This is a genomic window from Labilibaculum antarcticum (genome assembly GCF_002356295.1).
GTDB lineage: Bacteria > Bacteroidota > Bacteroidia > Bacteroidales > Marinifilaceae > Labilibaculum > Labilibaculum antarcticum.
Window position 1 is genome coordinate 1,180,465 of record NZ_AP018042.1, and the last position, 19,579, is coordinate 1,200,043.

Here is a 19,579-nt window from a genome sequence, read left to right on the forward strand (position 1 = left end):
CCATTATTTTAAATTAGATTAGATAACAAATAGGTTATTTTTGATATGAGCAACGAAGACACTAAAGAAATTGTTAAGAAGATGTTTACAGAATATCTTCAAAAAAAGGGACATCGAAAGACCCCCGAAAGATATGCCATACTTGATGAGATATATTCACGGGAAGGACACTTCGATATTGAATCTCTTTATATCTTTATGAAAAACAAAAACTATCGTGTTAGTCGAGCGACGCTATACAACACTATAGATCTTCTTTTGGATTGTAAATTGGTTGTTAAACACCAATTTGGTAAAAACATTGCTCAATTCGAAAAAGCATATGACAGCAACAAGCACGATCATTTAATTTGTACTCGTTGTGGTAAAGTTCTTGAGTTTTGTGATACTCGTTTGGAAGATGTTCGTAAGAATGTTTCCGATGATATGGACTTTAAAGTTTCACATCACTCCTTATATATCTACGGAATTTGCCAAGAATGTAGAAAACTAGAAAACGACTAAGTTTATCAACAATTAATATCTTTCAAAAACCTCTTTAAACAAGAGGTTTTTTTATGCCTGTGATTGACTTATTAACAACAGTCATTTCCCAACGGCAAAATGAAAATAATTATTACCTTTGACTGTTAAAACTTGTAACCATTCTTCAAGCTTTAACATAATTACACGAGCCGTTTTATAAATTCAAAATAATATTGGTTTGGATATTTACTTGTTAAGATTTACTATCAAATTATTAGACAGATGAAAGTTGATGTACTTTTAGGCCTCCAATGGGGAGATGAAGGTAAAGGAAAAGTTGTGGACGTACTGACCCCAAAGTACGATTTTATCACCCGTTTTCAGGGTGGACCCAACGCCGGACACACTTTAGAATTTAATAAAATAAAGCATGTTCTGCATACTATCCCTTCCGGTATCTTCCGTGATGATAAGATTAATGTTATTGGAAACGGTGTTGTAATCGATCCAGTAATTTTTAAAAAAGAAATTGAAGGAATAAAAAAACTTGGAATCGATCTATCCAAAACCTTATTTATTTCGAAGAAGGCTCATTTAATATTACCTTCTCACCGAATTCTTGACGCAGCATCAGAAGCAGCAAAAGGAAAATCGAAAATTGGCTCAACCCTTAAAGGAATTGGACCAACCTATATGGATAAAACCGGTAGAAACGGTTTACGTGTAGGAGACATCAACTTAAACTTCAAGGAAAAATACGATTCTTTAGTTGGCAAGCATCGTTTAATGCTCGACAAACTTTACGAGTTCGATTACGATCTTTCTGAGTATGAAGCTGAGTGGTTCGAAGGAATTAAAGTTTTAGCTGAATTTCAATTAATAGATAGCGAGCAATTTCTTAATGATGCTCTTAAAGAAGGAAAATCAATCCTTGCTGAAGGTGCTCAAGGAACTTTGTTAGATGTTGATTTTGGTTCATATCCATTTGTAACTTCATCGAATACTATTTGTGCCGGAGCTTGTACTGGTTTAGGTGTTCCTCCAAATAAAATTGGTAGAGTAATTGGTATTTTTAAAGCTTATTGTACAAGAGTCGGTATGGGACCATTCCCAACGGAACTTTTCGATGCAGATGGAGATTTACTAAGAGCTAAAGGAAATGAATTTGGATCAACAACAGGACGTCCCAGAAGATGCGGTTGGTTGGATTTAGTTGCCTTGAAATATTCAATCATGATTAACGGTGTTACCGAATTGACTATGATGAAATCGGATGTAATGGACGATTTTGATACCATTAAAATTTGTACTTCGTATATTGTAAATGGTGAAGAAGTTGAGCACATTCCTTATGAAATGACAGCGGAAATTAAACCTGTTTACACAGAGTTTAAGGGCTGGAAAACAGATATGACTGCTGTTGCTCATGAAAATGAATTTCCAGAAGAATTCAATTCTTATATTGATTTTATTGAAAAAGAAACAGGTGTACCTGTGAAAATTGTTTCTGTTGGTCCAAACAGAGCTCAAACTATTGAAAGAATGCTTGATTAATTAAGCACAAGAATAGAGTCTAATAAGACTCACAAAAAAACCTGTTTGAACTATCAAACAGGTTTTTTTTATATCCTTTTTCATTTCTTTATTTACTCACACTCTTAATTGATCCTAAATCCGGATAAAATTCGATGCCGTAATTTTCGTTTAGCAATACTTCTGCAGGCATGCTAACTATTTTTCCAAACTGTGCAATCGACATTCTATTCTTAAATAAAATTTCTTTTCCATTTAAAATAGATACATCTGCCATTCCTGGAATTCGGTAAAATATTTGCTTTTGAGGAATAAGCTCAACATTTGGGATAATTACCAACTCTCTTGTTACTTCCAAATTTTTAAAATCGACACGAATTGGTCTTCCTCCCAAGTCATTGACTCCTACCGGACCATCTTGCGGAGACATTCGGAAAATCACGCCACCATTTTCACCATTTTTAGGAGTATATAAAAACTGAAAACTCTCTAAAAAGCCAACTTTCTTACCAATGAATAGAGACACGTAATCATTTTCTAATTTTTCCAATTCTTTAATAATTATCTCATAAGCCATTCCGTCCGGAGGTAATACCTCATAATTTGCAGTTAATATTTTGAACCTTCTTTTTCTTAACTTAAATATCTGATGAGCGGCTTCTTCTGCTTTTTCCTCGATTGTTTTTGCCAAGGCTTGCTTTTCCAGTACCGGAACTTTTACAAAAGCGGTATCAGTTTCCAACACTTTAAAAACAGTATCCTCTTTATATTTTATTACTGGGTCAATTGAGAATTCTCCGTATTCTATATTAATCTTATCATCAGTAATGAAAACCAATTCTTTTTCTTCTTTCAACATCATTTTTTTATCCAAATTAAAACCTCTTATTAATCCAGCAGGAGTTAAAGAAATTAAACTTGGTTCATAATCCACGGAAGTGGTGATTTTATGATATTGTTCCGGATCTACTTCTCCATGAGTAGAAACATCAATCGATTTTAGTTCCCACTCTACTCCATCGGCAGTAACAACATCCGAAATATTCAGGTATTTCTTTGCGTAATCGGCAAAAGGACCTCTTTTTAAAACTATTTTTTCTGCCGTAACATTAAGTTTCACCACTGTTTGAGGCAATGCATACACTACTGTACTTGGAGTTTCCAATGTTCTTCTTTTTTGCGCACTGGTGTTCCACTGACAAAAAATTACAACAAGCAATACCAATAAAGGTCTAAGAATCATTCGGTTCATCACAATCTATATTTTTTTTGTTTACAACTAACTAATAAAAACTAACGTTGATTTTTGAATAACTAATATGCAGAGATTATCATTTTTTTAAATACAACCATGCTTTTGGCAAATAATCGATAATATCGCTGGCAGTTAATGCCTCCACTCCAACATCAACGGAAGCCAAATCGCCCGCTAAACCATGCAAATAAGCACCGATTATGGCTGCAATGTGAGATGAATATCCCTGCGAAAGTAAAGATAATATTATTCCAGTTAACACATCACCACTACCAGCAGTTGCCATACCCGGATTCCCTGTAGGATTAAAATAACAACTTCCTTCGGGGCAACAAATAGCCGTGTATGCACCTTTTAACATCAAGGTTAGTCCGTGCGCCTTTGCAAATTCACGTTGCATGCAATTACGGGTATAACTATCACCACTTTTACCTACCAAGCGTTCAAACTCCCTAACATGAGGCGTGAAAATACTACCCATTGGCAATTCTTTTTTTAATTCTGGATGTTCGCTAATAATATTTATAGCATCCGCATCTATTACCAGCGGTACTTTTACCTCTTTCAACAAATTAACTATTGCCCGAAAAGAATTTTGCTTTTTATCGATTCCTGGACCAATGGCTACCGCTTTAAACTGGCTTAACTCCGGATACTCTGTAAAAATAATATCCGATCGATCGATACTAACCATGGCTTCGGGAACGGCTGTCTGCATTATCTGATAACCCAAACGCGGAATGTGCGATGTTAACAAACCAATTCCTGACCGTAAACTAGCTCGGGAGGCCAATATAGCTGCCCCCATTTTTCCATAGCTGCCACTTATCAGCAATCCGTGACCGTAGGTTCCCTTATGATCGAATTTCTTTCTTGGCATCAGTAAAGATTTCACAAACTCTTTACTCAAGACTTTGTAAGCAGTTGTTTTTGAACTGATAATGTCAGGATGCAAACCAATTGATATTATTTCCCACTCTCCTACATAAATTTCATTTTCAGGAAAAAGAAAAGCCAATTTTGGAAACTGAAAGCTTAAAGTAAAATCAGCACGAACAATACCTCTCAAATTATTTTTTGAATTATCCTCTGCCATCAAGCCCGATGGAATATCAATTGCAACAACATTTGCATCACTTGCATTAATTGCATTTACAACATCCAAAGCGAATCCCTCTATTGGTCTCGATAATCCCGATCCAAAAATTGCGTCAATAACAATATCGTCTTTAAAAAGCCAAGGCATTGAATCAATAGATGTCATTTCATACAAATCCAAAGTATTTAAAATCCGTATGCATTCCAAATTAGCTTCCGCATCAGCCGATATTTTATCACTAATTTGAAGTACAAATACTTCAACTGAGTAATTTCCACCTGCCAACATGCGCGCCAAGGCCAATCCATCACCACCATTATTCCCAGGACCGACAAAGATTTTGCAATTTTGCGGAGCAGGAAAACGATCAGTAATCCATTTGTAAATTTCACCAGCAGCTCTTTCCATTAAATCAATAGAAGAAATTGGTTCATTTATAATGGTGTAAGCATCAATTTCGGCAACCTGTTTGGCAGTAAATATTTTCATTGTTATCAAGTTTTTAATTGTAAAATGATACACTATTCCTAAGTTAATAAACAGAGATGTAAAATCTGACATGAATTAAATACTTCAAGCATTAAATTTAAGCTTGCTTTCACTACAGCATATTCGTTTCAATTCATTAAGGTTTGGGTACAACTATCAAAGATACTAAACTTTCAATAATTGAATATGCTTACGAAAACGTTTTAAATAGATTCATTTTGGTAACAAATCGTTACTCTCTTCTGTTTTTTTCTATATATTTGTCAATCTTAAAACCGAAACTTACTTTTATAATTAAAAACTAACATTTATGTTTAAAGGACATCCTAAAGGACTTATTCCTGCCGCTTTAGCAAACATGGGAGAACGATTTGGCTTCTACACCATGATGGCTATTTTGGTATTATTTTTACAAGCAAAATTTAATTTAGATGGAGCTAATGCTGGTATTATTTACTCTATTTTCTATTTTTCGATTTACATCTTAGCATTAGTCGGAGGTGTTATCGCTGATAAAATTAACAACTTCAAAGGTACCATTCTAACTGGTTTAGTTATGATGGCTGCTGGTTATGTTATTCTAGCAATACCTACACCTACACCAGTAGCCAGTGTTCCATTTTACCTAACTATTACATTAATTGGATTATTTGTAATTGCTTTTGGTAATGGCCTTTTTAAGGGAAACCTTCAAGCTTTAGTTGGCCAAATGTATGATTCTCCTGAGTATGAAAAACTGAGAGATTCTGGGTTCTCATTATTCTATATGTTTATCAATGTTGGTGGTATTTTTGCTCCAATTGCGGCTATTGTGATGAGAAACTGGTGGTTAGGTAAAAATCAATTACAATATGATGCAAGTTTACCTGAATATTGCCATAGTTTCATTAATGGTAATATTTCTGATGCTTCAATGGCTACATTTCAAGAGTTTGCTGATAAAGCAAGTGGAGCACCTGTTGCTGATTTAGCTGAATTTGCAAATAGGTACTTAAATGTATTTAACACTGGTTTCCATTATGCTTTTGGAACGGCAATTTTTGCGATGGTTATCTCAATTTTAGTATTCATCAAAAACAAAAAACAATTTCCAAATCCAAAAGGATCAGAGGAAGCTGCAAAAGGTTCCGGTTATACTAAAGAGGAAGTAAAGATGGAAGCTAAGGAAATTAAACAACGTATGTATGCTTTATTAGCTGTGTTCTCTGTTGTTATTTTCTTTTGGTTCTCTTTCCACCAAAATGGATTAACATTAACATTATTTGCTAAGGATTACACCTTACTTCAAATAGGAAGCTGGGATTTTTCAGTAGAAATTTTCCAATCAATGAATCCAATCTTTGTAGTAGGATTAACTCCTATTTTAGTAGGTATCTTCGGTTGGTTACGAGCTAGAGGTATGGAACCTTCAACTCCAAAGAAAATCGCTATAGGTATGGGGATCGCTTGTTTGGCTTTTGTTGTTATGATGTTAGGCTCATTCGGTTTACCATTATGGGAAACTATTACTCCATCTGCAGGTGGTACTCCACTTATGGATTCTCAGCGTGTTGCTCCTTACCTATTACTAGGAACTTATTTCATTTTAACTGTTGCTGAACTTTTTATCAGCCCAATGGGTATTTCTTTTGTTTCTAAAGTTGCCCCTCCTCAGTACCAAGGGCTGATGCAAGGTGGATGGTTAGGTGCTACTGCACTAGGAAATGGATTATTATGGATCGGCGCAGTATTATATCAGACTATCCCAGTTTGGATGACTTGGAGTATTTTCGTTATCGCTACAGCAATCTCGATGTTTACAATTATTTTTATGGTAAAATGGTTAGAAAGAGTTTCTAAATAAACTAATCAGAAATATATCTAAAACCGCCTCACATTGGGGCGGTTTTTTTTATGCCTGCAACTCTCCAATCAAATATTCTATACACCAATCAATAAAATCAAATAGAATTCTTTCATCCTATTTCAGACATAAAGGTATTTTATATTATATTTGTCCCTATTCAAAACTATTCTAAATAATACCGATAGATATTTAATTTTAAAATCATATAAAACACATGTTTGAAAAACTTAAAAAACGTTGGGAGATCACCTCTAACATCCAATTAATTCTTATTCTTATCACCTTTTCGGTTACCGGAAGTCTTTCTGTTATGGTTCGCAAGCCCGTTTTTGAGTACATGTCCATTGGACCAGATACCAACCTCCTGATTAAAGTTTTCATGAGTATTTTAATCATTACCCCAACCTATCAGGTATTCTTACTAATTGTTGGCAGTCTGTTAGGTCAATTCCGCTTTTTTTGGAAATTCGAGAAGAAAATGCTGAGCCGTTTTATTCCGAAAAAGAAAGAACAACCGCTATCCTAGAAAAACGATACTGAACCAGAACACAATCACACTCATATGAATAAAGAAATAATCGCCGAAAAATTTCGCCAATTACAAGATAGAATATGCAAAGCCATTGAAACAACCGATGGGAAAGCTATTTTTATTCAAGATAATTGGGACCGCGAAGGAGGTGGTGGCGGCAGGAGTCGGGTAATTAAGAATGGGGAAATTATTGAAAAAGGCGGAGTTCAATTCTCTGCTGTTCACGGCGAATTACCAGAGAAAATAAAAACCAAACTTAAACTTTCCGATTCAAATTTCTTTGCTACAGGGGTATCACTAATCATGCATCCCGAAAACCCACATGTACCAATTATTCACATGAATGTTCGTTACTTCGAATTAGAGGATGGCAACTATTGGTTTGGTGGTGGTATTGATCTTACTCCTATTTATATAAATGTAGATCAAGCCAAATATTTTCACCGGAAACTGAAAGAAGTATGCGATCGTTATCATCCTGAATATTATTCTAAATTTAAAAACTGGGCCGATGATTATTTTTATTTACCCTTTCGGGATGAAACACGCGGTGCCGGAGGTATTTTCTTTGATCAACTAAATGGAACAGATGGTTTAAGTAAAGTGGAGATTTTTAATTTCATAATGGATGTAGGTAATTTATTCGCACCTCTATATTGCGGAATAATGAGCCAGAACAAAGAGGAAAGCTATTCGGAAAAAGAAAAAGACTGGCAATTGCACCGACGAGGAAGATATGTAGAATTTAATCTGGTGCTTGACAAGGGAACCAAATTTGGATTAGACACCAATGGAAGAACAGAATCGATTTTGATCAGCATGCCTCCTGAAGTGAAATGGACCTACCAATACACAATTGAAAGCGATTCCAAAGAAGAACTAACACTTTCTCTTCTAAAAAAAGGAATTAATTGGGTGGAATAAGTGCAATCACTATTATTTCTCAAATCAAAAAACAAATCGCAGTTTGATTTGTTTAGTAGTGGAAGAAAAATTTTATTACTTTAAGCTGGGAAATAGCATAACATTTCCCTTTTGTCTCAATAATTAACGCGATTATCATGTCAAAAAAAACTACTGTTTTACTCCTTAATTTAGGAACACCAAAAAGTCCTAACGTATCTGATGTTCGTAAATATCTTTTTGAATTTCTAAATGATCCGAGAGTAATTGACATTCCATGGTTATTGCGCAAAATATTAGTGAACCTTATTATTGTTCCTTTTCGAGCCAAAGGTTCATCAAAAATCTATAAACAAGTATGGACAAAAGATGGATCACCATTACTAATTTATGGCGAGAAAGTAAAAGATTTGCTTCAAAAGGAACTGGATTCCAATTTTACTGTTGAATTGGCCATGCGCTATGAACAACCATCAATGAAGAGCGTTCTGGATAAAATACAAAAGGATATGCCACAGCGGCTAATTATTCTGCCAATGTATCCGCAATACGCTTCCTCATCAACAGGCTCAACTTTTCAGAAGGCAATGGAAATTATCAAATCATGGGAAGTTATTCCTGATGTCAGATTTATTAATCAATTCTTCGACCATGAAGGATATCTGGAAACTATTGTTGAAAATGCACAAAAGAATGATTTAAACGATTTTGATCATTTTATATTCTCCTACCACGGTTTACCAATTCGCCAAATAAACAAAGTTCATCCTAACCGGAATTGTTTTAAATGCGATTGTCACAAAAAGTTCATTCCGGAAACAGATTACTATTGCTATCGCTCGACCTGCTTCGAGACCAGTCGCTTATTGGCTGAGAAATTATCTATTCCTAAAGAAAAATACACGGTTTCTTTTCAATCCCGATTGAACAAAAACTGGTTGGAACCTTTCTCTGATAAGATTGTGGAAGAAAAAGCCAAAAAAGGAGCTAAAAAGATTCTTGTTTTCAGTCCTGCGTTTGTTGCTGATTGCTTGGAAACAACAGTTGAAATTGGGATTGAATATAGAGAAATTTTCGAAAAAAATGGTGGAGAGAAATTAGTTTTGGTTGAAAGTCTAAACGATCATCCGAAATGGATTGCCACCTTAAAGGATTTGGTTTTAAAAGCATAATCACGATACTTAAAAACAGCTTAAATCAGTCTCAGATTATTTAAAATAATTTTATCTAAATCGGCGAAAACTCCCAAAAATACATGGACGGACTGCACTCCTTAAAGCCTTCCGAAAGGTAAAGATTTTGAGCTGTTTGATTGTCGTTGCGAACTTCTAAAGTTATTTTGCAACAATCTCTGTTTCTGGCAATGGCCTTAACAGACTGCATTAAGAACCTCCCCACTCCTTTTCCACGATAATCTGGCAAGACAATGAGATCATGAATATTAATAAGGGAAGACATTTGAAAGGTAGAAAAATTCACAAAACAATTGGCCAAAGCAATATATCCCCCATCAATTTTCACTAACACACCAATATAATTGGCCTGATTTTTTAAACCTTTTACTAAATCTTGAAAGGAATCAACATGCAAGGGTTTTTCACAACCCATCCGATCCAACATATACGTATTCATTAAATTGAACAATGCAGTCTGATGATTTTGATCATCAAGATTCAACTCTACAAAGGAATAAGAAAGTGTGGTCATATTTTCAGTTTGTAAAAGTCTTTATCGTTTCGGTACTAATTTTAAAATTTACACTTTAAAACGCCAGGTCTCAATCTCATATTTTTTCACTCTTGTTCCCAACATTCTTTCTGTAACACAAAGTAATTCAGCCGCTTTCGTCACATTCCCCGACGTTGTAGTAAGTGCGTCACGAATCAATTGTTTTTCAAGTTGTTCAACCACAACCATCATACCACCTTCCATTGTACTGTTTGTTGAATCTGCCGTTTGAAGAGTTGGAGGCAGATCATAGCTATGAACTACATTATCCTTGGCCATAATGCACGATCGTTCAATTACATTTTCAAGTTCCCTAATGTTACCAGGCCAACGATGAACCATCAACATATTTAATGCAGATGTTGTTATTCTTTTAATTTGAAAATTATTCTTCCGATTAAATTTATCGATAAAATGATCCACCAAAATGGGAATATCATCTCTTCTATGTCGTAAAGGAGGTATGAATATTGGGAAAACATTTATCCTATAATAAAAATCCTCTCTAAAATCACCCTTCTCGATTAGCTCCTCCAAATTACGATTTGTTGCAGCTACTATTCGCACATTCACTTTAATGGTTTTAGAACCACCCACTCGTTCAAATTCCCTTTCCTGTAAAACCCGTAACAATTTCACTTGCGTAGATAAAGGCAAGTCACCTATTTCGTCGAGAAATAATGTACCGCCATCAGCCAATTCAAATCTTCCTTTTCGCATTTGATCAGCTCCAGTATAGGCCCCTTTTTCATGTCCAAAAAGCTCACTCTCGATTAAGCTTTCTGGCAATGCCGAACAATTCACTTTAATAAGCTTATGATCCTTTTGTTTGCTTTTATTATGTATTTCCTCTGCAAACAGCTCTTTTCCAATCCCACTTTCACCGCGTAATAAAACCGTACTATTTGTTTGAGCCACCCGATTTACCAAAGCGTACAAATCACACATCTTACCCGAGTTTCCAATAATGTTATGCGGCTTACGGCTATCGAGCTGACTTTGTAATTCTCTATTGTGCTCTCGTAATGCTTCTAATTCTTCAACTTTACCTTGCTTATAACGAGCCGTTTTTGCAATCATCGATCCAACAATACTTAATAGTTGAATATCCTCATTAACCGAAATGTTGGAATTGTAAATTCTTACCACACTTAAAGCTCCAGTAACCACATTATCGAGCAAAAGTGGCACACAAATAAATGTTAATTCCTGTCCATCTTTAGTAAGCTCCGTTTTAATCTTGTTGATAAAAAGTTTCGATTTTGATATTTCTGAAATTACAACTGGTCTGGCCAATTCAACAACCTTACCAATAATCCCTTCACCCAAATCATACTTTCCTCTTGCTTGCTGCGACACACTTAAACCATATGCTGCCTCAATCATCATTCGGTTTGTGTGCCGATTGAAAATGGTGATAAAACTTCTTTCGGCATTCAAGTGTTTCACCAAACAGGATAAGATTGGTGACAAATCCTTTTTTAATTCATTACTGTTTAAAAGTCGTTGGCTTATATCGAAAAGAAGAGACATCTCACTAAAACCATAACATTCGTCGCCAGCTTTATTACATTTTAAACTCATATTCGAATATTTAAGGGGATACTCTTGCAAAATTACATAAAAAATAAGACCCACTTATCCAAAACACACCCCACTTCGCTTATTTATGCTTATTTTAAATACCAACCCTTTCCTTAGGGGGTTGTCAGGCGTTAATGATATGCCTTTTACAACAAGCGCCCCACTAAAACAACCCCTAATACATAAGAACCGCTTTTAATAGAGTTCCGAGTCCTCACTTCAAATTTTGTATAAATACATTTTTGTATGAAAAAAATAATAAAATAGATAGCAATCCCTTACTGAATCAACAATAATACACTAAGATTCAAATATGTACTTAAAAACTAAATTTCTTACAATTCTGTAGGATTTCGACGCGCGATTAATGAACACCAAACTCCAGTAAACCCACATAACTATTTCGCATACACTATATTACAGACTACAAAGCACCAGGATTAGCCAACTCCAAAAAGCAAATGGTACGCTTTATGAATACGGTTTGTCAACTATTAACAAATAATATAATTGATATGAGAAAAATTGCCATTTACGGAAAAGGTGGAATTGGAAAATCAACAACCACACAAAATACAGTTGCAGGTTTAGTTGAAGCTGGAAAAAATATCATGGTTGTTGGATGCGATCCAAAAGCCGACTCTACTCGACTATTGCTTGGAGGATTGGCTCAAAAAACAGTTCTGGACACACTGCGTGAAGAAGGAGAAGATGTTGATTTGGATGATATTGTTATTCCAGGTTACGGTGGAGTAAGATGTGTAGAATCAGGTGGACCTGAGCCAGGCGTTGGTTGTGCTGGTCGTGGAATTATTACCTCGATTAACATGCTGGAACAACTAGGTGCCTGGGATGAAAAATACGAAATAGACTACACATTCTACGATGTTCTTGGTGATGTGGTTTGCGGTGGTTTCGCAATGCCGATTCGAGAAGGAAAAGCGGAAGAAATTTACATTGTTGTTTCGGGTGAGATGATGGCCATGTATGCTGCAAACAACATCTGTAAAGGAATTCAAAAATATGCACAGAATGGAGCTGTTCGTTTGGGAGGTTTAATTTGCAACTCGCGTAATGTTGATCACGAAAGTGAAATGATTGAAGAATTAGCTCGAAAATTAGGTACACAAATGATTCACTTTGTTCCTCGTGACAATGTTGTTCAAAGAGCTGAAATTCATCGTAAAACAGTGATTGAATATGAGCCAGAACATGGTCAGGCAGATCAATATCGTAAATTATCCAATGCCATAGATTCTAATGAAATGTTTATAATTCCGACACCTCTGGAAATGGAAGAACTTGAAAAACTTCTAATCGATTTTGGTATTGACGCCTAATAAATCCTACTCAAATTAACAAAACACATAATCCAAAACATTTAAAACAATACAGACTATGTTAATGATAAAAGCAATAATTCGTCCTGAAAAAACCAATAAAGTCTTAAAAGCTCTATTCGAATCAGGATACATCGCTGTAACAAAAATGCCAGTGGTTGGTCGCGGTAAGCAACGAGGAATAAAAATCGGTGATGTTACTTACGATGAACTACCTAAGGAAATGCTAATAATGGTTATAAAAGATGAAGACAAAGACTTCGCCATCAGTACCATTCTGGATGCTGCCAAATCATCACCCAAAGGAGCCTTTGGTGATGGGAAAATATTTGTATCCCCAGTTGATGAAGCTTACACAATAAGTAGAGGCACCAAAGAATTATAAATCTAAAAACTCGAAGGTATGAAGTGTATAATGTCCATTATCAAAATTAATAAAATGAACAAAACCAAAAGGGCTTTACGTGATGCCGGATTTTCTTCGATGACTGCAACAGGTAGTGTTTTCGGACGTGGCAAAGGTCTTTGGGATGCTAAAGTTTTAGAAGGTGTGAAGAATGATCAACCGGAAGCATTAGAGCTTTTAGGAAAAGAACCAAGACTTCGCCCTCAACGCGTACTTCAAGTTGTTGTTCCAGACCATAAAGTATCAGAATGTATTGAAACAATAATTGAAGCAAACCAATCAAAAACCCCAGGAGATGGTAAAATTTTCGTTTTGCCTGTAAATGAAGCGATACGTGTAAGAACTGCAGAAAGCGGTGATCAAGTTCTGGATAATTAAACGAAAAGCTATGGTAAAAAAATTAGATATAACACAGGGCTTGCCTGATCCTTCGAAAGTGATGGATGAAATATTGGCAAAATACCCTACAAAAATTGCCAGAAAACGCCAAAAATCATTGGTAATTAACGAACCTGGTGAAGGAAAAGAAATTCAAGCGAACGTAAGAACCATTCCTGGAATTATTACTCAAAGAGGATGTACTTACGCTGGATGTAAAGGGGTGATTTTAGGCCCAACCAGAGATGTGATCAATCTGGTTCACGGGCCTATTGGTTGCAGTTTTTACGCGTGGCTGACAAGAAGAAACCAAACCAGACCTGCTGAAGGAGAAGATAACTTCATTACCTACAGTTTTTCTACTGACATACAAGATTCAAACATTGTATTTGGTGGTGAAGCAAAACTAAAAGATGCAGTTCGTGAAGCATTCGAAATATTTAAACCCAAAGCAATTGGTATTTTCTCGACCTGTCCTGTTGGTCTGATTGGAGATGACGTGCATGCCGTATCCCGTGAAATGAAAGAGGAATTGGGAATTAATATTTTTGGTTTCAGTTGCGAAGGTTATCGTGGAGTATCTCAGTCGGCCGGTCACCACATTGCAAACAATGGAATCTTCAAAAATGTAATAGGTAACAACAACAAAGATCGAATCGGAAAATTCCAAATCAATCTGCTGGGTGAATACAATATTGGCGGTGATGCTTTTGAGCTGGAAAGATTATTTGATGAAGCAGGAATCACTTTGTTATCCACTTTTAGTGGAAACTCGACTATCGAAAGCATGGAGTACTCCCACACGGCCGATCTGAACCTAATTATGTGTCACCGATCCATCAATTACATTGCTGAGATGATGGAAGAAAAATATGGCATTCCTTGGGTGAAAGTTAGTTTTATTGGAGCAGAAGGAACCACTAAAGCTCTTCGAAAAGTCGCTGAATATTTTGATGATGCTAAGCTAAGTGCGAAAGTAGAAGAGATTATTGAGCGGGAGATGAAGAAAGTGGAAGTAGTTAGAAAAGCTGTGAAAGCAAAAACAGAAGGCAAATTAGCCATGATGTTCGTTGGAGGTTCTAGAGCTCACCATTATCAGGATTTATTTAAAGAGATCGGTGTAACCACAGTATCGGCGGGATATGAATTTGCTCACCGTGACGATTATGAAGGTAGAGATGTTATTCCAAGCATTAAAATTGATGCCGACACCCGAAACATTGAAGATTTAACTGTTGAAAAAGACATTGAATTATATCGTGAAGATTTAGCTGTAAAAAAAGAAAAACTACTTAAAAGTGGTTACGAATTCAGCAACTATGACGGTATGATGCCTGAAATGAAAAAGAACTCATTGGTTATTGATGATATCAACCACTGGGAAACTGAAAAACTAATTGAATACTATAAACCTGATCTTTTTTGTGCAGGCATTAAGGAAAAATATGTAGTGCAAAAATCAGGAGTTCCATTAAAACAATTACACAGTTACGATTACGGTGGACCCTATGCCGGCTATGAAGGCGCCATTAATTTCTATTTGGAAATGGAGCGCATGCTCTGTACCAGAATCTGGAAAATGGTGACTACACCTTGGAAAACCGACCCTGAAATTGTTGGAAGTTTTGCCATTAACGAATAAAGGAGGACAAATACATGTTATTAAATCATACAACAAGTAAAATAGTAGAAAGAAAGGCTTTAACGGTAAATCCAGCGAAGACCTGTCAGCCTATTGGTGCAATGTATGCGGCATTAGGAATACACGGATGTTTGCCTCACAGTCATGGCTCACAAGGGTGCTGTTCTTACCATAGAAGCACTTTAACCCGTCATTACAAAGAACCTGTAATGGCTGCAACCAGTTCTTTTACTGAAGGTGCATGCGTTTTTGGCGGACAGTCAAACTTACTGCAGGCAATCACGAATATTTTTACAATATACGAGCCAGATATAATTGCAGTGCATTCCACTTGCTTGTCGGAAACCATTGGCGATGACTTAAGTCAAATTGTAGGTAAAGCAGCTTCCGAAGGACAAATACCAGAAGGAAAGCATGTTATTCAGGCTCCAACCCCTAGCTACGTTGGAAGTCACGTTACAGGCTATGCCAATATGGTGGAAGGTATCGTAAAATATTTTGCTAAAAAAAGCGATGAGCTTAAAAATCAGTTAAATATTCTCTCGGGTTGGGTAGAACCTTCTGATATGAGAGAATTAAAAAGGATGTTAAAACTGATGAAAGTGAAAAATGTTTTGCTTCCTGACACCTCTGATGTTTTGGATTCACCCATGACGGGAAAATTCGAAATGTATCCAAAAGGAGGAACCACAATTCCTGAAATGGTAAGCATGGGCGATAGCTTACATACTATTGCCTTAGGTGAATGGGCTACCGAAAAAGCAGCCATCACTCTCGATAATCAGTGTAAAGTAAAATTCAGTATGACAGATCTGCCAATTGGTATTCAGGCTACTGACCGTTTTATTCAAGCAATAGCGAAAGCAGGTTCTGTTTCTGTTCCCGAATCCATTAACGATGAACGTGGTCGTTTGGTTGATGTGATTACTGATATGCACCAATACCTATATGGTAAGCGGGTCGCATTGTGGGGCGATCCCGATCAATTGATTCCATTGGCTGAGTTTCTGGTAGACATGGATATGAAACCTGTTTATATTGTTTCTGGAACTCCTGGTAAAAACTTCAATAAAAGAATGGAAGAGATTCTTGGTGAAAGTGTACCTGAAGCCAAATACAAAAACGGAGCTAATGCAGATATGCTATTAATGCACCAATGGATCAAAGAAAACCCAGTGGATCTACTGATTGGTAATACCTATGGAAAATACATTTCTAGAGATGAAAACATTCCGTTTGTAAGAATGGGCTTCCCTATTATCGATCGTATTGGACACAGTTATTTTCCAACATTAGGCTATATGGGAGGACTGAGAATTTTAGAGAAAATTCTTTCGGCACTTATGGATAAGCAAGATGCTACTTGTCCCGAAGAATCATTCGAACTAGTGATGTAGTGATGCGATGAAATGAAGGAGGTAACTAGCTAATTTGCAAATCATACCCTTTTCTCATAGCTAGGATAAAGTGTCTCTCGCCTCCTTCATTTTTATCACTCCTATCAAATAAGAATTCAAACGAAGAAAAAATTTCTTCACTCTCAATATAAACCTGTGCATTGCACAACTATAATTAACGACAATGGAGAGAATAATCAAAGAACGATCCACTCAGGTACACACAATAGGTACATCAGCTCACGATTTAGATTGTGAAAAGAAAAGCTTAGCAGGAAGTGTTAGCCAACGCGCCTGTGTGTTTTGCGGCTCGCGGGTTGTACTCTATCCCATTGCCGACGCCCTGCACCTAATCCATGGTCCAATTGGCTGTGCTGCTTACACCTGGGATATTCGCGGAGCATTATCATCGGGTCCACAATTGCATCGATTAAGCTTTTCGACCGATTTACGCGAACGAGATGTAGTTTTTGGTGGAGAACCAAAACTCTATACTGCACTTACCGAATTAATTGAAGCCTACAAGCCCAAAGCTGCATTCGTCTACTCGACCTGTATTGTTGGAGTTATTGGTGATGATGTAGAAGCGGTTTGCAGAAAAGTAGCAGCAGAACAAAAAATTGATGTATTGCCAGTTATGGCAGAAGGTTTTAAAGGGACAAAAAAAGATGGATACAAAGCTGCCTGCGATGCTCTATCCAAACTTGTTGGCACCGATAATAATTTTCAGGCACCTCCTTTCAGCATAAACATTTTAGGCGATTTTAATTTGGCCGGAGAACTATGGATGCTAAAAGAATATTACGAAAAAATCGGCGTAAACATTATTACTTGCCTTACCGGCGATGGAAGAATAGATGAAATCCGTCAAGCACACAAAGCCTCCATAAATGTGGTTCAATGTTCAGGTTCCATGATGCATCTGGCCAAAGAGATGGAAGAAAAATACGACATTCCATTCATAAAAGTATCCTATTTCGGTATTGAAGATATGGCTGATGCTCTTTACGAAGTGGCTGGCTTTTTTAAGAATGAGGAAATGCTTCAAAAAGCAAAAGAGTTAGTTTCAGAAGAAATTAAGACTTTACTGCCCGCTTTGGAACCATTCAAAGAGAAGTTGCAAGGAAAAAAGGCCGCGATATATGTTGGTGGAGCCTTTAAGGCAATCAGTTTGGTAAAAGCACTTCGATTGATTGGAATGAAAACCGTGATGGTCGGTTCGCAAACCGGAAATAAAGACGATTACAATTTGCTTCAAAAATTGTGCGATAAAGAAACCATTATCGTTGACGACTCGAATCCAAACGAACTCTCCGAATTTGTAAAAGAAAAAGGAGTAGACCTCTTCATTGGTGGCGTAAAAGAACGCCCGATTGCCTACAAATTAGGAATAGGATTCTGCGATCACAATCACGAAAGAAAAGAAGCATTAGCTGGTTTCGAAGGCATGCTAAACTTTGCAAACGAGGTTTACGCCTCGGTTACCAGTCCTGTTTGGAAATTCTTTAAACGCTAACACACATGGAAAAAATCCCAACATTATCATATATCCGACCCTTTGTATCAACACGAAATGCGTGTAAACTGTGCTCACCCTTGGGAGCCTGTATTGCTATAAAGGGCATTGAAGGTTGCGTTCCGGTAATTCACGGTTCTCAAGGCTGTGCCACTTACATTCGTCGTTACCTAATTAGTCATTACAAAGAACCTGTTGATATTGCCTCTTCTAATTTTAGCGAAGAGACTACTATTTTTGGAGGAGAAGCAAATTTAAAAATTGCACTTACAAATGTTACCAATCAATATCAGCCTAAGGCAATTGGCGTTGCTACAACCTGCCTGAGTGAAACCATTGGAGAAGACGTTGCATCCCAACTAAGTCACATAAGAAACGACAGCACAAATTCCAATTTGCCAAGTTTGTTCACCGTTTCAACTCCCAGTTATCAGGGCACTCACTTGGATGGATTTCATGCTACGGTATTGGCTCTTGTCAAAAACTTTGCAAAAAAATTGCCATCTGCAGATAAAATCAATTTTTTTCCTGGATTTGTTTCACCTTCAGATATTCGACATATCAAAGAAATAGTAGCTGACTTTGATCTTAAAACTACTATTCTACCCGATTACTCGGATACCTTGGACAACCCTGTTTGGGATCAATATTATCGTGTACCAAAAGGAGGCACACCAATATCCGAGCTTGAAAAAATGGCCGAAGCTTATGCATCTATTGAATTGGGTGTTTTTACATCTGTAAAACAAGGCGGGCAAAATGGAGGGAAAGAAATCAGCGGAGCATCGTGGTTGGAAAGTGAACACAGTGTGAAAAATCACCAATGCATTTTACCCATTGGCATGAACGGCAATGATGCTTTATTTGATATTTTAAGTAAAGTCAGTGGAAAAGACATTCCTGTAAAATATCAAATGCAACGAGGTCGTTTGTTGGATTCTTATGCCGATGGACACAAGTATATTTTTGGAAAAAAGGCCGTGATTTACGGCGAAGAAGATTTAGTACTGGGCTTGTGTTCCTTTCTTGATGAAATAGGAGTTGAAGTCGTTTTAGCTGCATCGGGAGCCAATAGCGGAAAACTTCAAAAGAAAATCATCAAGCATTGTCCTGAACATGGAAAAACCATCCAAGTAATAAGTGATTCCGACTTTGAACAAATCAACGAAGCTTGCAATACAATTAAACCAGACTTTCTAATCGGAAATAGCAAAGGAAATTACATCGCTACCAATTTTAACATTCCGCTCATAAGAGTAGGCTTCCCTATCCACGATAGAATTGGAGGCCAACGAATTACTCTTCTTGGATATCAGGGTACACAGAAATTGTTTGATAAAGTGGTCAACGCAATGATTGAATACAAACAAAATAATTCTCCTATCGGATATAAATACATGTAAAAGAGGCTAATAACTAGCCTCATTTATAATTAATAAAATAAAAGGTAAGAAATCTCACATAAA

Annotated in this window: 17 protein-coding genes; 13 read left to right on the top strand and 4 right to left on the bottom strand. The window is 36.5% G+C overall.

Translation table 11 applies throughout. The annotated features are described in order from the left end of the window. Positions 1–45: 45 nt before the first annotated feature. Positions 46–504, top strand: a complete 459-nt coding sequence (locus tag ALGA_RS04330) for a Fur family transcriptional regulator (protein ID WP_096428169.1) — start codon at positions 46–48, stop codon at positions 502–504. Positions 505–747: 243 nt separating this feature from the next. After that, entirely contained in the window at positions 748–2,019 is a 1,272-nt protein-coding gene (locus tag ALGA_RS04335) for an adenylosuccinate synthase (RefSeq protein ID WP_096428170.1), read from the top strand. A gap of 88 nt (positions 2,020–2,107) precedes the next feature. Here ALGA_RS04335 and ALGA_RS04340 read toward each other — a convergent pair whose 3' ends face one another. Together ALGA_RS04340 and ALGA_RS04345 are read right to left on the bottom strand one after the other, a co-directional pair. After that, positions 2,108–3,250: a DUF4831 family protein gene (locus tag ALGA_RS04340; protein WP_096428171.1), complete on the bottom strand. Its 1,143-nt coding sequence runs from the start codon at positions 3,248–3,250 to the stop codon at positions 2,108–2,110. A 79-nt stretch (positions 3,251–3,329) separates the two neighbouring features. After that, on the bottom strand, positions 3,330–4,841 hold the full coding sequence (locus ALGA_RS04345; protein WP_096433400.1) for an NAD(P)H-hydrate dehydratase: 1,512 nt from the start codon (positions 4,839–4,841) through the stop codon (positions 3,330–3,332). Positions 4,842–5,151: 310 nt separating this feature from the next. Between ALGA_RS04345 and ALGA_RS04350 the strand changes: the two genes are divergently transcribed. The 4 genes from ALGA_RS04350 to hemH all read left to right on the top strand — a co-directional run bounded on the left by ALGA_RS04350 (position 5,152) and on the right by hemH (position 9,294). Further along, positions 5,152–6,684, top strand: a complete 1,533-nt coding sequence (locus tag ALGA_RS04350; protein WP_096428172.1) for a peptide MFS transporter — start codon at positions 5,152–5,154, stop codon at positions 6,682–6,684. 217 nt (positions 6,685–6,901) lie between these two features. Continuing rightward, positions 6,902–7,213, top strand: coding sequence for a DUF6787 family protein (locus ALGA_RS04355; RefSeq protein WP_096428173.1), 312 nt, complete (start codon positions 6,902–6,904; stop codon positions 7,211–7,213). 36 nt (positions 7,214–7,249) lie between these two features. Next, a complete protein-coding gene (gene hemF, locus ALGA_RS04360; RefSeq protein WP_096428174.1) occupies positions 7,250–8,143 on the top strand; it encodes an oxygen-dependent coproporphyrinogen oxidase in 894 nt (297 codons plus the stop codon). Positions 8,144–8,280: 137 nt separating this feature from the next. Then, positions 8,281–9,294: a ferrochelatase gene (gene hemH / locus ALGA_RS04365; protein WP_096428175.1), complete on the top strand. Its 1,014-nt coding sequence runs from the start codon at positions 8,281–8,283 to the stop codon at positions 9,292–9,294. 55 nt (positions 9,295–9,349) lie between these two features. Here hemH and ALGA_RS04370 read toward each other — a convergent pair whose 3' ends face one another. After that, positions 9,350–9,829 (bottom strand): GNAT family N-acetyltransferase, encoded by a 480-nt coding sequence (locus ALGA_RS04370; RefSeq protein WP_096428176.1) that lies wholly within the window; start codon positions 9,827–9,829, stop codon positions 9,350–9,352. A 48-nt stretch (positions 9,830–9,877) separates the two neighbouring features. Next, on the bottom strand, positions 9,878–11,434 hold the full coding sequence (locus ALGA_RS04375) for a sigma-54 interaction domain-containing protein (protein WP_096428177.1): 1,557 nt from the start codon (positions 11,432–11,434) through the stop codon (positions 9,878–9,880). 515 nt (positions 11,435–11,949) lie between these two features. Here ALGA_RS04375 and nifH point away from each other — a divergent pair. From nifH to ALGA_RS04410, 7 genes are all read left to right on the top strand, one after another. Beyond that, complete coding sequence (gene nifH / locus ALGA_RS04380) at positions 11,950–12,774, top strand: nitrogenase iron protein (protein ID WP_096433402.1); 825 nt, start codon at positions 11,950–11,952, stop codon at positions 12,772–12,774. Positions 12,775–12,832: 58 nt separating this feature from the next. After that, entirely contained in the window at positions 12,833–13,159 is a 327-nt protein-coding gene (locus ALGA_RS04385; protein WP_096428178.1) for a P-II family nitrogen regulator, read from the top strand. A 30-nt stretch (positions 13,160–13,189) separates the two neighbouring features. Then, entirely contained in the window at positions 13,190–13,558 is a 369-nt protein-coding gene (locus ALGA_RS04390; RefSeq protein WP_262496494.1) for a P-II family nitrogen regulator, read from the top strand. A 10-nt stretch (positions 13,559–13,568) separates the two neighbouring features. Continuing rightward, on the top strand, positions 13,569–15,200 hold the full coding sequence (gene nifD / locus ALGA_RS04395; protein WP_096428180.1) for a nitrogenase molybdenum-iron protein alpha chain: 1,632 nt from the start codon (positions 13,569–13,571) through the stop codon (positions 15,198–15,200). 14 nt (positions 15,201–15,214) lie between these two features. Then, positions 15,215–16,597 carry a nitrogenase molybdenum-iron protein subunit beta gene (nifK, locus tag ALGA_RS04400; protein WP_096428181.1) on the top strand — a complete coding sequence of 461 codons (1,383 nt, stop codon included), beginning with the start codon at positions 15,215–15,217 and terminating at the stop codon, positions 16,595–16,597. Between the two features lie 184 nt (positions 16,598–16,781). Continuing rightward, complete coding sequence (nifE, locus tag ALGA_RS04405; RefSeq protein ID WP_096428182.1) at positions 16,782–18,113, top strand: nitrogenase iron-molybdenum cofactor biosynthesis protein NifE; 1,332 nt, start codon at positions 16,782–16,784, stop codon at positions 18,111–18,113. A gap of 5 nt (positions 18,114–18,118) precedes the next feature. Continuing rightward, positions 18,119–19,516 (top strand): nitrogenase component 1, encoded by a 1,398-nt coding sequence (locus ALGA_RS04410; protein ID WP_096428183.1) that lies wholly within the window; start codon positions 18,119–18,121, stop codon positions 19,514–19,516. Positions 19,517–19,579 lie beyond the last annotated feature (63 nt).